Raw genomic sequence first — 15,487 nt, 5'->3', positions numbered from 1 at the left:
AATAAACGCTGTTAAGCCTAATTACTATGAAAACATCTGACAATTATTACTATCTGATTCACAACAGCTACTTAAGCAAGCCTTCAAATTGCCCGAAAGTGAGGTTTTCAATTCCTGCAATTCTCTGATTTTTTCGTCAATTTCACACAGTTTTTTACTCATTTTCTCAGCAACATTTTCACAAGTTGCTGCATCTCTATCGAGCAAAGCTAAAAACTCTTCCGTTTCATTTAATGTAAAACCAAAACTCTTTATTCTCTTGATTGAAATGAGTTTTTGAAAAGTACCTTCGGAATACTCTTTATAATTATTCTCACGTCTCTCCTTTCTACCTATCGAAATCAGCCCTTGTTTTTCGTAAAACCTGATCGTATCCCTGGATAAACCAGTTTTGGTTGAAAGCTCTCCAATTAACATTTTTTTAAAAAGTTTTTAAAATTTCGCTTGACAGTGGACTATACTCCACGGTTTATATTTGCAAATATAAATTTAAAAGATGAAAAACAACATGGGCGAAAGTTCTTTAAAAGCAGCAAAAAAACTTGGAGTTGGAGGTATCCTACTTTGTGGAGTTTGTTGCACGTTTCCATTTATTGGGGCTTTTTTTGGTATTAGTTCATTGGGATTAATTGCTATGTATCTTGAAAAGGCAGGAGTTTTAGCAGTGTCTGTAGCTGCTTTGTTTTTAGTTTACTATTTTTACAAAAAGAAACAAAATTCAAAATCTTGTGCGACAGTATGTGATGTAAACTGCGATTGTAAAGGCAAGGAATCTTAAATCAAGTATTTATGGCATTTGTAAAGGTAATAGCTATTTATTTTCTTGCTGGTCTGTGCGAAATTGGCGGTGGATATTTGATATGGATTTGGTTGAAAAATGAAAAATCGGCATGGTATGGCTTTTCGGGTGCTATTTTGCTTATTTCTTATGGATTTGTAGCAACATTTCAACCCAATAACTTTGCAAGAACTTATGCAGCTTATGGTGGCGTTTTCATTATTATGTCGCTTATTTGGGCTTATGTTTTTGACGATTTCAAACCCACCAAGCATGACATCATCGGTTCATTAATAGTTTTCATCGGAATTTTAATCATTTTCTTTGCTAAAAGGCAATAAACTTATTAAAAATCAATTATTTAAGAAATGAAAAAATTAACGATTTTAGGACTCTTTCTTTGTAGTTTGCAAGGGATGGCTCAAAAAAAAGAAGCTTGTTGTGGAGAAAGCTCAACAATGGCGTGCAAATTAACATCTGCTGAATTTAGGGAGCGAAAAGAGACAGTAATTGCAAATTTGAAAAAGGAAATTGTCGAAAAAAAAGAACTTAAAAATGGCATAAAATATACTTTTAAAGATAGTGATGAAACCATAAGTATGTTGACAGACTTCATTAAAACTGAAAGACAGTGTTGCGACTTTTTCAATTTTGACATTTCGGTTTCGGCGGAAAAAAAGTACGTTTATCTGGCATTAACGGGCCCTAAGGGGGTCAAGGATTTTATCAAAACCGAACTTTCGTTATAAAAAATTAGTTCTCAAATTTTTAACAAAAATCTTATGAAAATTCTCGTATTGTTCCTTCTAAGTTTTATTTTTTCTGGTGGAGAAACTCCTGTTGACCCACCAATCAATAGTAAGGCCATTGATTTCAGTTTGAAAAATACGGATGGAAAAACGGTATCTTTAGATAGTTTTGAAGATTCTAAAGGGGTCATTCTTGTTTTTCTAACCAATAACTGCCCGATTGCAAAAATGTATCAAAACAGAGTTAAGGAACTGCAATCAAAATATGGGAAAATGGGATTTCCAGTTGTGGCTATTGATCCAACAGATTCAATGTCAGCTATGAAATCCGTTGCTAGTGAAAAGGGATTTAATTTTGAGTATTTGCAGGATGCAGACCAAAAGGTCTCATTTGCTTATGGAGCTGTTGTAAATACCCACACGGTCATTTTGGTAAAGAAAAGAGGAAGTTATAAAATTGCATACATTGGTGCAATAGACGACAACCGAGACGAGACCAAGATTACAACCAAATATGTGGAAACTGCTATTGGTTCTATTTTAGTAAAAGAAGAAATTAAGGTGAATTCCACTATTGCAAAAGGGTGTGTTATTACATATCGTAAATAAACCAAAATCCCACTGTAGTGCTTACGGTGGGATTTTTTTTATCTATCTAATTAAGCATTTGCTTAAATAATTATTTCATTATATATTTGTTACATAATTCAAAACTTGTAGATGGAAAAGAAAGAAATTAGGTGTATCAGGGTTTTTGCCGACCAAGCTCAGATTTTGAACTGCAAGGAACAAATTAAGGTGGCTGAAAACTCATTCGCAAATCTTGCTCAAGTGTTGAGTTTAGCAGGAAATGAAGTACGCTTGAAAATTCTGTTTTTACTTAACCAAGAAACTGAATTGTGTCCTTGTGATATTTCTGATATTTTAGAAATGACTGTGCCTGCTGTTTCCCAGCATCTTCGTAAACTCAAAGATGCAAACCTTATTCAGTTTCGCAAAGTTGGGCAAACAGTTTTTTACTCTCTAAAAACCAATCATTTAAAGGTAATAGAACCATTGTTTGAGCATATTCAACAAGCCAAATTAGCATTATGAAAACTATCACTTCGCTTCCAAATTTAAGTATTATTACAGCTGTGGCATCCTCATTATGTTGTATTATGCCTGTTTTAGCTATTCTGGCTGGCACAACTGGCATTGCTTCCACTTTTTCGTGGCTCGACCCCGCAAGGCCTTATTTTATTGGCTCAACAGCTTTTATTTTAGGTTTGGCTTGGTATCAAAAACTAAAACCACAAAAACAAGCAGGTGGCGAATCGCTTGAATGCAATTGTGAAACAGATAGTAAAGAATCATTTTTTCAAACTAAACTATTTTTAACGATGATAACCATTTTGTCAATTTTACTCTTATCATTTCCAAGTTACTCTCATTTATTTTTCCAAAAAACAGAAACTAACATTGGCGTAAACCAAATCGTAAAAAGTCAGAAAAGTGAGTTTATTATTAGTGGTATGACTTGTGCAGGTTGTGAGGCTCACATAAAATCAGAAATTGGTAAATTAAAAGGGATTGTGCTATCCCAAGTTTCTTATGAAAAAGGAAATGCAATTGTGAAATTTGATAACAAGAAGACTAATGTTGAGGAAATTACAAAGGCCATTAATTCAACTGGTTACAAAGTCGTGAATCACAAAAAACAATTATAATGGCAAATATTAGTATAGAATCAGAAATAACTTGTCCTCATTGTGGACACCAAAAAGTGGAAATAATGCCAACGGATGCTTGCCAATATTTTTATGATTGTGAATCGTGTAAAACAGTCTTTAAGCCTTTACAAGGTGATTGCTGCGTTTTTTGTAGTTATGGAACTGTGCCATGTCCGCCGATACAAGAAAATTCTGAGTCATGCTGTAGTAAGTAAAAGGGTATTTTATTTAAATTTCCTTTTTGAAAACCTGTCGCACTTGAATTTATCACTGTGTTAACTCTTAGCCTGCTTCTCTCATCCGTGCTATTTTTTTTTTTTTAACCCAGTAATTCAGACTTACTCCCAAACAGCAATTCCATTTGGTTTATCACTTGTGGTTATTCTTTTGATTTCTTTTTTGGTTTGTGCGTCGATAATTAAAACAGTGCTTTCAAACTGATTTATCAAAAGGGCTTTGGTGGACCCGTCAAAAAATGCTATCATGTGAGGTCCTCCAGATGATATAAATTTTTCGGTCTTTATCCATTTATGGTTTTTTTGTTTATAGATGTATACATTGTCGTCTGATTTTGAGCAAACCCAAATTTCACGATTTAGGACATTATAAACGGCAAATCCCGGTGTGAAATCAAAATCAATGAAGTCAATAACTTTTAGGCTGTTTAGGTCTATTATGTTTAACGTTTTTCGAAGAGAATTTTCAACGAAGATATTGTTTTCAAATCCTGCCCATACATTGCTTGGATTCGGATCAACTTTAATTTCTTTTATGATTTTTTTGCTGTGGACATCTATAATTGTAACAAAACTACTCTCTCCACAAGCTACAGCGGCATATTTTTCATCTTTTGAAAATATAATTTCTGAGGGGTCAGCATTAACCATAATCTGGTCTTTAAGTTTTCCTGTTCCTAAGTCGTAAACATATATTCGACCTTTATGACTCATGCCAGTAGTCCATACTTCTTTTTCATTCGGAGAGACAATTGCGTTGTGGTTCGCCGTTGGCACATCAATTTGAACTTTCACGTTGGCTTTCTTTGAATTCAGCACAACAATCCTCCCAGGGACATTCATCATGTGCATGCCATCATGCCCTTTTGAAAAATCTATAGCTGGTAATGCAATTGAGACAAATTCCTTTGATTTAGAAAAATACACATGGTGTGCAAAATAGTTTTTGTTCTCATCGACCTTTATTTTGCTTTTTATTCGAAGTCGTTTAAGATCAAGGATATCAAGGTTATTGTCAGCTCCATTGATAATTATGGCTGAATTACTTTTAATTACTTGAGTTTTGCAGGAAGAGAATAAAATAGAAAATAAAAAAATAGGTAGAAATTTAATAAACATGGGGAAATATTTAAATGAGTTTGAGCACCTTAACGAACACTTAGGAACATTAATACGTCTCAAATGTAAGTTTATTTCTTTTGGTTGAAGATAGAGAACAAATTCTGACTTCAAATGGTTTGCATAGAAGTTTTTAACTTTCAATTATTTCCTTTCTGACTCCCTGTTGCACTAATATTTTAAATACTTTTGTAGTATGCGATATTTTCACAATTCGACTCCCGTACCTTCTGAAAACTTAGGCGTAATGGTACATTACCAATAAAATGAAATATTGAAATTTAAAAAAAAATGAAAACTACATATATATTACCCCTTGTGTTTTTCACTGCTGCTGTTTCCGCACAGGAAAAAGTGGATTCAGTTAAGGTGTTGAATCTTAACGAAATACAAATAGTTGAGCAATTAAACAAGTTTAATATCCAAAGCCTACCTATTTTCAAAGGTACATTTTTGTACGCAGGTAAGAAGACCGAAGTTATCCATGTTTTAGGCTTAGATGCAAATGTTGCCGAAAAAACAGCACGTCAAATTTTTGCTAAAATCCCTGGTGTTTTTGTATATGATATGGACGGTTCGGGAAACCAAATAAATATATCTACTCGTGGGCTTGACCCGCATCGTGGTTGGGAGTTTAATGTCAGAAAGGATGGCGTTATTACAAATACTGATATGTATGGCTATCCTGCAAGCCATTATTCGATGCCAATGGAGGCAATTCAAAGTATCGAATTGGTTCGTGGAACAGGTTCTTTGCAATATGGAGCCCAATTTGGTGGAATGCTCAATTATATAGGAAAGCAAGTTGATTCAACAAAAGTATTTGATTTTGAAAGCACCAATAGTATTGGCTCGTTCGGTCTTTTGAGTACATACAATGCTGTTGGTGGACAAATTGGCAAGGTAAATTACTATGCTTATTATAGCAAGCGAGTGTCTGATGGCTATCGTAACAATAGCCGAAGTGATTATGAAGCACAATCAGCCCAAATTACTTATCGCCCGACATCAAGGCTATCTTTAAAAGCTGATTTTTCTCGCTCAAAATATGTTATTCAACTGGCAGGACAACAAACAGATGCTATGTTTAATATCGACCCAAGAGCATCTATTCGTTCGAGAAATTATTATAGTCCAGATATTTATGTCCCTTCTGTATCTTTAAATTGGACTTTAAATAATCGCACGAAACTTTCATGGGTTACGTCGGCAATTTTTGGAAGTAGGAATAGTGTAATGTTTGATAAAACAGCAGATGTTACTGATAAAATTGACTCTCAGACGCTTCAATATGCCAACCGTCAGGTAGATATTGATAATTATCACAGTTACACTTCTGAATTACGTGTTTTGCATGAATATCGTATTGGAAGACTTGCTTCGATATTGGCAGGTGGTGTGCAGTTAATGAATAACGATTTACACCGCCGTCAGCAAGGAAAAGGAACAACTGGTAGTGATTTCGATTTGAGTATTACAGGAAATTGGGGGCGAGATTTACACTTTAAAACTCAAAATATTGCAATTTTTATTGAAAATCGTGTAAATTTGAGTTCAAAATTAGCAATTGCACCAGGTTTTAGAATCGAATCAGGCCAATCAAAAATGTCAGGCGTGATTAGTTACTATGACCCTACAAAATTACAAAATGTTATTCCGCATCGTTTTCCATTGTTTGGTATAAATACAGATTATCAATTGTCAAAAAATCAAAACATATATGTTGGGTTTTCACAGGCTTATCGTCCAGTAATTTTCAAAGACATTATTCCAGCGTCAATTTATGAAAAGTCGGCGGATAATTTGAAAGATGCCAGTGGTTATAACTTTGAAGCAGGTTACAAAGGGAATTTTGAGAAAATAAGAGTTGAATTGACTTATTTCCAGTTGCTTTATAAAAATAGACTTGGTACACTGGCTCAAACCGATGCAAATGGAGTATTCCAAATTTTAAGAACCAATATAGGTAACTCTTTCACTCGTGGACTCGAAATGTTTTTGGAATATTATGCACGAATCAATGAAAAAACTAATTTTTCAATATTCACTTCAACATCATTGATGGAAGCTAAATATTTAAAAGCAGAAATTCGTTCAGGAGAAAAAAATATCAATATTGAAGGTAATTTCGTAGAAAGTACACCCCAATTTATTAGTCGAAATGGTGTTACATTTAGATATAGGAGATTAAGTTTTACAAGTCTTTTTAGCTATACAGCCAAAAGTTATGCAGATGCACTCAATACTTTACAACCTTCGGCAAATGGTAGCGTAGGACTTGTTCCAGCTTATGGTATTTTAGATTTTAATGCTACCTGTAGAGTTTCAAGCAAAATTATGCTCAAACTCAACCTAAATAATTCAACTAACAAACAGTATTTCACCAAACGTCCACAATTCTATCCAGGCCCAGGCATTTGGGCATCTGATGGACGTAGCTTAAATCTGACTATTTCTACTCATTTTTAAGGTGTGATTTGTTTTTTTCAAACGTTTGTGAATCTAAGCTCCAGCTATTGGTAAAAAACTTCAATAATTTGTGATAAATGCTTTAACAGACATCATAATAAAATTATTTCCTTTCTGACTCCCTGTTGCACGAATATTTTAAATACTTTTGTGGTATGCGATATTTTTCATTTTTATTTTCTTTGTACTTAACGGTTATTTCGTGTCTGCCTTGCGGAGATATGGATGAATGTAGAGTAGAAAAAAATGAAAAAATAGCAATTGCAGAAACCAATCATACCGAACATCAAGACGATACCGAAACGTGTTCGCCTTTTTGTATTTGTGCCTGTTGTGGCACAACGATGGTTTCCAGTTTCTTGTTTCCAACTTTGATTTCAGAAACATCCCATCAGTTGGTAACTGAAAAAGGCGATAATTTGGCCTACAATACTTCTTTCATTTCAGATTTCTACGGAAATATTTGGCAACCGCCCAAAATCTAATTCTTAAAATTATTGTCTTTGCTACTTGCTGAAATTTTACTCAGCTTGGTTCTTTGCTTATGGCTATCTGTGAATTTTTTCAAAATTAGATTCAAAATATGTTAGATAAAATCATTCATTTCTCGATAAAAAACAAATTTATCGTTGGCTTGTGTACAGCCGCTTTGGTATTGGTTGGTATTTATAATGTAAGCCGACTGCCCATTGATGCCCTGCCCGATATTACCAATAATCAGGTACAAGTCATTACTACTGCCCCCACTTTGGCCACCCAAGAGGTGGAGCAGTTTATTACTTATCCTATTGAACAAACCATGAAAACGATTCCCAAAATCGTAGAAATGCGTTCGTTTTCTCGCTTTGGGCTAAGTGTTATTACCCTCGTTTTTGAGGAAGATGTGGACATTTACTGGGCAAGGCAGCAAATGAGCGAAAAACTAAAAGATGCTGAAAGACTGATTCCTAAAGGTGCAGGGATTCCAGAATTAGCCCCCATAAGCACAGGATTGGGCGAAATTTACCAATATGTAATTTTTGCAAAAAAAGGCTTTGAAAGCCAATACGATGCTTCCAAACTCCGAAGTATTCAAGATTGGATAGTAAGACCACAATTGCTCGGCACACCTGGTGTTGCTGAAGTTACCACTTTGGGCGGAAATCTCAAACAGTACGAAATAGCTGTGCAGCCCGACCGATTGAAAAGTATGAATACCACCATCACTGATATTTTTGAGGCACTTGAAAAAAACAATGAAAATACAGGAGGTGCATACATCGACAAACAGCCTTATGTTTATTTTATCAGGGCTTTGGGTATGGTAAAAAGTATTGCTGATATTGAAAAAATAGTTGTAAAAACCAGTAACGGAGTGCCTATTCTCATTCGTGATGTGGCAAAAGTACAGGAAGGATCGGCATTGCGGTATGGAGCAGTAACCAAAGACGGCAAAGGAGAAGTAGTAGGCGGAATGGTACTGATGCTCAAAGGCGAAAATTCATCGGCAGTAGTGAATAGAACAAAGGCGAAAGTCGAACAAATTAGAAAATCATTGCCTGAAGGTGTAACTCTTGAACCATTTATAGACCGTACAAAATTGGTAAATAATGCCATCGGAACAGTAGAAACAAACCTTTTAGAAGGTGCTTTAATTGTCATTTTTGTTTTGGTATTATTACTTGGCAATTGGCGAGCAGGTTTGGTGGTGGCTTCTGTTATTCCATTGGCATTGCTTTTTGCCGTTATAATGATGAATTTATTTGGTGTAAGCGGTAATTTGATGAGTTTAGGAGCAATAGATTTTGGTTTGATTGTAGATGGTGCGGTTATTATAGTAGAAGCCGTCATTCACCGTTTGCATCTAAACAAAGAAGGAAGGCTCACCGCTCAACAAATGGATGAAGAAGTTTTACAGGCATCTACAAAAATACGGTCAAGTGCCGCATTTGGCGAGATTATTATTTTGATTGTTTATCTACCCATTTTGGCATTGGTTGGCACAGAAGGCAAGATGTTTAAACCAATGGCTCAAACCGTTTCGTTTGCTATTTTGGGAGCATTTATTTTGTCGCTCACCTACGTTCCGATGGCTTCGGCTTTGTTTTTAAGTAAAAATATTAGCCATAAAAAGAATATTTCAGATAAAATAATTGATTTTATTTATCGCTTTTACCAGCCTATTTTGGACAAAGCTCTGCAATTAAAAACCATCATATTAAGTGCTTCGGTTGCCTTATTTTTAATTGCCTTGTTTGTTTTTAGTAGAATGGGTGGCGAATTTATTCCAACTTTGGAAGAAGGAGACTATGCCATCAATTTTAGAAATGCAGGGGGTAGCTCATTGAATATGAGTATTGAAACAGCAACAAAATTGGAAAAACTCCTTAAAGCTAAGTTTCCTGAAGTTGTTGAAGTGGTTTCTAAAATTGGTTCTGCTGAGATTCCAACCGACCCAATGCCCATTGAAACAGGTGATTTGATTATCATTCTGAAAGACAAAAAAGAGTGGAAAACCACCAAAGATTTCTACGAATTGGCAGATTTGATGAAAGAAGAAATGGAGAAAATACCAGGCGTAGGTTTTGAGGTTTCTCAGCCGATTCAGATGCGTTTCAATGAATTAATGACGGGCGTAAGAAGCGATATTGCGATTAAGATTTTTGGGGAAGATTTAGAAAAATTAGCAGCTACAGCAAATAATGCAGTTGGTTTAATTGGTGATATTGAAGGCGTAGCCGATATAAAAGCCGAACAAGTGACAGGTATGCCACAAATTACGGTTCGATATAACCCCGACAAATTGGCTTTGTATGGCTTAAATGTGGGCGATTTGAACAAAGTTATCCGTACAGGTTTTGCAGGGGAAGCCACAGGCACAGTTTATGAAGGCGAAAAACGTTATGATTTGGTGGTGAGGCTGGACAAAGATTTTCGTCAGGATATTTCTAATGTGAAAAATATATTTGTAAGTCTACCCAATGGTAACCAAATTCCTTTGGAGCAAGTAGCCGACGTGAATTTTGAACAAGGACCTGCACAAATAAGCCGTGAAGATGGCAGACGTAGAATTGTAATTGGCCTAAATGTACGTGGACGTGATGTGAAAAGCGTAGTCAATGACATACAAGCAAAATTAGATGCAAAACTCAAACTCCCCGAAGGCTATTATGTAACCTATGGTGGTCAGTTTGAAAACTTGGTTGAAGCCAACAAACGCCTTGCCATAGCTGTACCCGTAGCTTTGCTTTTGATTTTTGTATTGCTCTATTTCACCTTTAATTCCATCAAGCAATCCATATTGATTTTTACGGCTATTCCACTTTCTGCTATTGGTGGTGTTTTTGCCCTTTGGTTGCGTGGTATGCCGTTCAGTATTTCGGCAGGCATTGGCTTTATTGCTTTGTTTGGCGTGGCAGTTTTGAACGGAATTGTATTGATTGGCTATTTCAATCAACTCAAAGCCGAAGGTTGGGACAATGTTTTGGAAAGAATTAAGGAAGGCACAAAAGTACGATTACGACCTGTGGTAATGACAGCCGCCGTAGCTTCGCTGGGCTTTTTGCCTATGGCTTTGAGTAGTGGTGCTGGAGCAGAAGTCCAAAAGCCGTTGGCTACTGTTGTGATTGGCGGTTTAATTACGGCAACACTGCTGACTTTGATAGTTTTACCCATACTTTATTTCCTTTTAGAAAAAGGGGTAAAAATTCCTAAAAAAACTATCAAAACTGCTTCTATCATTGTATTTGGCTTATTATTTAGCAATTTGGCAACGGCTCAAAACAAACTGACTTTGCAACAAGCCATAGATTTAGGCACGAAAAACAACCCTTCGATACAGGCCAAAGAATTGGCCGTAACCGTACAAAATCAACTATTGCCTACTGCAAAAGAATTAGCAAAAACCAATCTCAATGCTATGCTGGGGCAGTACAATACCCGAAGTTTTGACCAAAATTTTAGTATTTCGCAAGGATTTAGCCCCTTTCAGTTTCAAGCAAAAAAACAGCTTATCAGTGAAAACATCAAAAGTAGCGAGCTAAAATTGTTGATAACCAAACATGACCTATCTTTTCAAATTAGGCAGTCATGGAATGCAATATTATACCTTTCGGCTGTCAATCAGATTTTAATAAAGCAAGATGAATATTTGCAGAATTTTGTAAAAGCGGCAACTGTAAAGCTACGTACAGGCGAAAGTAATTTATTAGAAAAAACCACTGCCGAAACCAAACAGCAAGAGTTTTTGCAGGTTAGAAAACAAAATGAAGCCTTTATTCAAAACGAAAAAATCAAAATTAAATTCTTGATAAACCGGCAAGAAGATTTTGAATTGGATTCTAATGAATTTCAAGCACAAACTTCGATGCTTGCTGATTCAGGATTTATCAATCAAAATCCTTTGCTACAAATAGCAATGCAGCAAATAGCCATTGCTGCCGCCAATCGAAACATAGAAAAGGCCTTTGTAAAGCCTGATTTTTCGGCAGGTTATTTCTTGCAATCGCTCACCGGCAATCAGTTGGTTAATGATAAAACGGTTTTCTTCAATGGCGTTCCTCGTTTTCAAGGTGTTAATTTGGGCGTGAGTATTCCCATTTTAGGAAGAGCCGCTAACAAAGCCAAGATCCAAGCGGCTGAAACCCAAATTATGGTTGAACAGCGTAATGCAGATTTCCTGAAAAATCAATTGAATAGCCAATTATTACAGCAAATTCAAGAACAAAAAGCGAATCAATCTTTGCTAGAATTTTATACCCAAATGGCTCTGCCTAATGCAGAAATCATCACAAAAAATGCTACTAAAGCTTTTCAAAGTGGTGAAATCGGGTATGTGGAGTATTTGCAGAGTTTGGAAACAGTTTTGAGTATTCAACAAAATTATTTGCAAGTGATCAAAGGGTTCAATCAAAATAATATTAACATTAAATATTTGTTAAATAACTAACAATCAAGATAATGAAACAATCACATAAATATTTAAGCCTAGTTGTCGGATTTACTTTGATAATGGCTTGCAACAAAACCGTTAGTACCGAACAACCAGCCGCCGAAGAACACCACGAAGAAGAGAGTGTTTTAGAGCTTACCCCGATTCAAGTAAAAACGGCACAAATCGTTTTTGGTAATTTTGAAAAGAAGAACCTAAGTGAAGTTATCACTGCTAATGGCTATACCAAACTACCCCCACAGAATCAGGCAGATGTTTCCGTTTTTATGGGTGGTATTGTGAAAACTATTGGCGTAATCGAAGGACAGTATGTGAAAAAAGGGCAAGCCTTGGCTACATTTCAAAGTTTAGCATTTAATAATTTACGCCTAGAAAAAGCCAAGCTGACAGAAGAATTACAACAAGCCAAAGTCAATAAAGAATATTTAGATTTGGATTTTGCACGCCAAAAAGAACTGAGCGATGAAAACGTAACATCAAAAAAGGCTTTTCAGAAAGTTAGTTCTGATTTGGAATTGATAAAATCAAAAATGCTAAATACTTCAAATCAAATAAAGATTTTGGAACAGAATATTGCTCTTGGTGGTAGTGAGTCTTCGAATAGTTTGGCTGTTTTTGCCCCAATTTCTGGCTACATTACTTCGGTTAAAGTCAAAATTGGGAGTAATATTCAACCCGAAAATGTGCTTTTTTCGATTGTAGATAATAGCAAAATGCATGTGGATTTATTGATATACGAGAAAGACCTTTTCAAAATAAAAGTGGGGCAAAATGTTCGTTTTGTGTTGACTAATCAAGATAACAAAGAGGTTTTGGGTAGGATTTTTAGCATTGGAAAAGCCTTTCAAAATGAATCAAAATCGGTGGCTGTACATGCCGACATCAATAATTCCAATATAGGTTTGATTTCAGGAATGTATGTAAATGCATTAATTGATATTGGTAAAAACGAGGTGCAAACTTTACCAATTGATGCCATTGCACAATCGGGTGGAAAAGATTACATTTTCATCCAAGAAGCCGAAAAAGAAGAAGTTTCCAAAAAGGCTACTGATAAAGAAGCAGGACATGATGATGGCATACATTTCAAGCGAATTGAGGTAAAAACGGGAACAACTCAATTGGGTTTTGTGCAAGTAACGCCTTTGCAAGAAATACCTGCTGGAGCAAAAATAGTAGCAAAAGGAGCGTATTATTTGCAATCGACTATGTCGAATTCGGAAGGCGGAGATGACCAAGGACATTGATTTATTAAATGAAAAACGATGAAATTCTATTTTAATATTCCCCAAAGCTTGTATCCATTTTATAAATCAGAATTGGACTCAGCAGCAAAATTATTACATGAAGGAAAACTTCAAGAGTGTTGGAGGCATTATGAGAGAGCACACATTATTGGGCAACGTTATCCTTTGCACCATTCTCATGTTCATTGGCAAATGCTCAAGTTTGGAATAAAAATAAAAAGTACCAAAGAAGTAATGGGGCAAATTACAAGACTAATTTTTGGTGGTGTAAAGTCTTTTGTGGGAAAAGTTCCTATTGGCAATACAGGAGGTGCAAATGTTCCTCCTTTAAAACCAATGGAAATTCCTGCTGACCTATTGTCAATTCTCAGTAAATACGCTTGATAATTTAACATAAACACATATACGTCAAACGATTTGGCTATTATTTGCAAGCCACTTTGTCGAATTGAGAAGTTGAAGAAAACTAGGAGCATTGATTATGGAAAGTAAAATGAAAAAAAATAATTGAAAAATAAATGAAGAAACAAAACATGAAGCAGTACATTTTTGCCTGTCTGCTTACCATTTTATGGGGGACAAATCTATATGCCCACGGTGTAGATGACGAAACCAAAGTGTTTTTGATGGATAATAATGGCTCTGCTTTTATGCCTTTTTTGTACATCGGTGCAAAGCACATGATTACGGGTTACGACCACCTGCTGTTTTTGGTAGGCGTTATTTTCTTTCTTTACAAACCTAAAGAAATATTGCTATACGTTAGCTTTTTCACTTTGGGTCATAGCCTTACATTGTTGGGAGGTGTCTTGCTCAACATTCGGATAAATGCTTATTTGATAGATGCTATCATAGCCCTGTCAATCGTTTATAAGGGCTTTGAAAATTTGGGCGGTTTTCAGAAAGTGTTTGGTGTTCAGCCCAATACCAAGTTGGCAGTGCTAATTTTTGGGTTGTTTCATGGTTTGGGCTTGGCTACCAAACTTCAAGAATTTAACTTCAACAAAAACGGCTTATTGACTAACCTAATTGGTTTCAATATCGGTGTTGAAATCGGGCAATTTTTAGCACTTTTATATGTGCTGATTTTAATAAGTATTTGGCGGAAATATGATTCTTTTGCTCGTTTTTCAACCATTACCAATGTTTTGCTCATGATTGCGGGCTTTGTATTGATGGTTTTTCAACTTACAGGTTTCTTTAATTCTTAAAATAATATTCAAAATGGAAAATAACAATTCTCAACCCAATCTCAGTGCTTCACAAATAAAAAAAGCAACCATTATTGCTTTGATTTCCTCATTAATCATTGCAATTGTAGCCGTTTTGCCAGCCGAATACGGCAAAGATTATACAGGTTTAGGCAAAATTTTGGGTTTTTCTCGATTATATCAAAATGAGAATGCCGTAGATGCAAAACTTGTCGAAAAACAAGTAAACTTACCAGTTTTCAAAGAACTTACACTCGATAATGTGGGTTCAGAACCATCAGCACAAAAGCCAGTAGAAGCCAATAATCCTGCCCCCACAAAACAATACGAAAGCAGAATAGATAGTGTCAAAATCACGATTCCTGTGGGCAAAGGTTTAGAATACAAAATTGCTGTGTTGAAACACGGACAAGTAAAATATGCTTGGAAAAGCACCGATATTTTGTTTGTTGATTTACACGGTGATGTAAAAACTGCAAGCAAAAAAAATGACTATTATGAAAGTTATGCGGTAGCCAATTCCAAAAATATGGCAGGTTCGTTTATTGCTCCTTTTGAAGGCAAACATGGTTGGTATTTCAAAAACAAAACCAGCAAACCCATCGAAGTAAGTATCACATTGTCAGGAGAATATCAACTTATCGATAATTAAACAAAACAATTAAAATTCAAAAAAAATGAAAGTAAAATCAACCATAGTAGCGGCAATTATTGCCAGTGTTTCGTTTGTATCTTGTAATAATCAAACAAGCGAAACCAAAGAAGCCACAGCAACCACAACCGACTCAACAGCCGTAAAAGCAAGCGTTACCCATACAGAATACGTATGTGAAATGGATTGTGAAAAAGGTAAAAAATACGAAACGGCAGGAAAATGCCCAGTTTGCAAAATGGATTTGGTGGCAAAAACACATGAACACAATGAAGACCACGAAAAAGCCAAACAAGATTCTGTAGATAAAGAACACGGTCATTCGCATGGCGATGAGGGTCATTCGCACGATAAAGAGGCAAAATAATTTAACCCTAACTTTTA

General features: G+C 35.6%; 17 protein-coding genes. 15 read left to right on the top strand and 2 right to left on the bottom strand.

All coding sequences use genetic code 11. The features are described from left to right. Positions 1-24: 24 nt before the first annotated feature. Positions 25-417, bottom strand: coding sequence for a MerR family DNA-binding protein (locus EGI26_RS12345; RefSeq protein WP_255078712.1), 393 nt, complete (start codon positions 415-417; stop codon positions 25-27). Between the two features lie 79 nt (positions 418-496). On the opposite strand from EGI26_RS12345, the gene EGI26_RS12340 reads away from it, so the two are divergent. The 7 genes from EGI26_RS12340 (at position 497) to EGI26_RS12310 (ending at position 3,454) form a co-directional block, all read left to right on the top strand. Then, complete coding sequence (locus EGI26_RS12340; protein WP_255078711.1) at positions 497-778, top strand: hypothetical protein; 282 nt, start codon at positions 497-499, stop codon at positions 776-778. An 11-nt stretch (positions 779-789) separates the two neighbouring features. Further along, positions 790-1,119 carry a YnfA family protein gene (locus EGI26_RS12335; protein ID WP_255078709.1) on the top strand — a complete coding sequence of 110 codons (330 nt, stop codon included), beginning with the start codon at positions 790-792 and terminating at the stop codon, positions 1,117-1,119. Between the two features lie 27 nt (positions 1,120-1,146). Beyond that, on the top strand, positions 1,147-1,527 hold the full coding sequence (locus tag EGI26_RS12330; RefSeq protein WP_255078708.1) for a hypothetical protein: 381 nt from the start codon (positions 1,147-1,149) through the stop codon (positions 1,525-1,527). A 33-nt stretch (positions 1,528-1,560) separates the two neighbouring features. Further along, entirely contained in the window at positions 1,561-2,136 is a 576-nt protein-coding gene (locus EGI26_RS12325; RefSeq protein WP_255078707.1) for a redoxin domain-containing protein, read from the top strand. Between the two features lie 111 nt (positions 2,137-2,247). Next, positions 2,248-2,622 carry a metalloregulator ArsR/SmtB family transcription factor gene (locus EGI26_RS12320; protein WP_255078706.1) on the top strand — a complete coding sequence of 125 codons (375 nt, stop codon included), beginning with the start codon at positions 2,248-2,250 and terminating at the stop codon, positions 2,620-2,622. Continuing rightward, the gene (merTP, locus tag EGI26_RS12315; protein WP_255078705.1) at positions 2,619-3,236 is read left to right on the top strand and encodes a mercuric transport protein MerTP; all 618 of its coding nucleotides are present in this window, start codon (positions 2,619-2,621) and stop codon (positions 3,234-3,236) included. Before EGI26_RS12320 ends, merTP begins: the two co-directional genes overlap by 4 nt. Continuing rightward, on the top strand, positions 3,236-3,454 hold the full coding sequence (locus EGI26_RS12310) for a GDCCVxC domain-containing (seleno)protein (protein WP_255078704.1): 219 nt from the start codon (positions 3,236-3,238) through the stop codon (positions 3,452-3,454). Before merTP ends, EGI26_RS12310 begins: the two co-directional genes overlap by 1 nt. 123 nt (positions 3,455-3,577) lie before the next feature. Here EGI26_RS12310 and EGI26_RS12305 read toward each other — a convergent pair whose 3' ends face one another. Further along, positions 3,578-4,594, bottom strand: coding sequence for a YncE family protein (locus EGI26_RS12305; RefSeq protein WP_255078703.1), 1,017 nt, complete (start codon positions 4,592-4,594; stop codon positions 3,578-3,580). Between the two features lie 291 nt (positions 4,595-4,885). On the opposite strand from EGI26_RS12305, the gene EGI26_RS12300 reads away from it, so the two are divergent. The 8 genes from EGI26_RS12300 to EGI26_RS12265 all read left to right on the top strand — a co-directional run bounded on the left by EGI26_RS12300 (position 4,886) and on the right by EGI26_RS12265 (position 15,470). Continuing rightward, a complete protein-coding gene (locus EGI26_RS12300; protein WP_255078702.1) occupies positions 4,886-7,063 on the top strand; it encodes a TonB-dependent receptor domain-containing protein in 2,178 nt (725 codons plus the stop codon). Positions 7,064-7,218: 155 nt separating this feature from the next. Further along, positions 7,219-7,548, top strand: a complete 330-nt coding sequence (locus EGI26_RS12295; protein WP_255078701.1) for a DUF6660 family protein — start codon at positions 7,219-7,221, stop codon at positions 7,546-7,548. A 98-nt stretch (positions 7,549-7,646) separates the two neighbouring features. Continuing rightward, a complete protein-coding gene (locus EGI26_RS12290; protein WP_255078700.1) occupies positions 7,647-11,990 on the top strand; it encodes a CusA/CzcA family heavy metal efflux RND transporter in 4,344 nt (1,447 codons plus the stop codon). A gap of 11 nt (positions 11,991-12,001) precedes the next feature. Next, positions 12,002-13,240 (top strand): efflux RND transporter periplasmic adaptor subunit, encoded by a 1,239-nt coding sequence (locus EGI26_RS12285; RefSeq protein WP_255078699.1) that lies wholly within the window; start codon positions 12,002-12,004, stop codon positions 13,238-13,240. An 18-nt stretch (positions 13,241-13,258) separates the two neighbouring features. Beyond that, positions 13,259-13,624, top strand: coding sequence for a DUF3703 domain-containing protein (locus EGI26_RS12280; protein ID WP_255078697.1), 366 nt, complete (start codon positions 13,259-13,261; stop codon positions 13,622-13,624). 149 nt (positions 13,625-13,773) lie between these two features. Then, on the top strand, positions 13,774-14,451 hold the full coding sequence (locus tag EGI26_RS12275) for a HupE/UreJ family protein (RefSeq protein ID WP_409035368.1): 678 nt from the start codon (positions 13,774-13,776) through the stop codon (positions 14,449-14,451). Positions 14,452-14,464: 13 nt separating this feature from the next. After that, positions 14,465-15,103, top strand: a complete 639-nt coding sequence (locus tag EGI26_RS12270; RefSeq protein ID WP_255078695.1) for a hypothetical protein — start codon at positions 14,465-14,467, stop codon at positions 15,101-15,103. A gap of 25 nt (positions 15,104-15,128) precedes the next feature. After that, positions 15,129-15,470 carry a heavy metal-binding domain-containing protein gene (locus EGI26_RS12265; RefSeq protein WP_255078693.1) on the top strand — a complete coding sequence of 114 codons (342 nt, stop codon included), beginning with the start codon at positions 15,129-15,131 and terminating at the stop codon, positions 15,468-15,470. Positions 15,471-15,487: the final 17 nt, after the last annotated feature.

This window comes from Lacihabitans sp. CCS-44 (genome assembly GCF_024343735.1).
Taxonomy (GTDB): domain Bacteria; phylum Bacteroidota; class Bacteroidia; order Cytophagales; family Spirosomataceae; genus Leadbetterella.
This window is presented reverse-complemented; position numbering and strand designations above follow the sequence as displayed.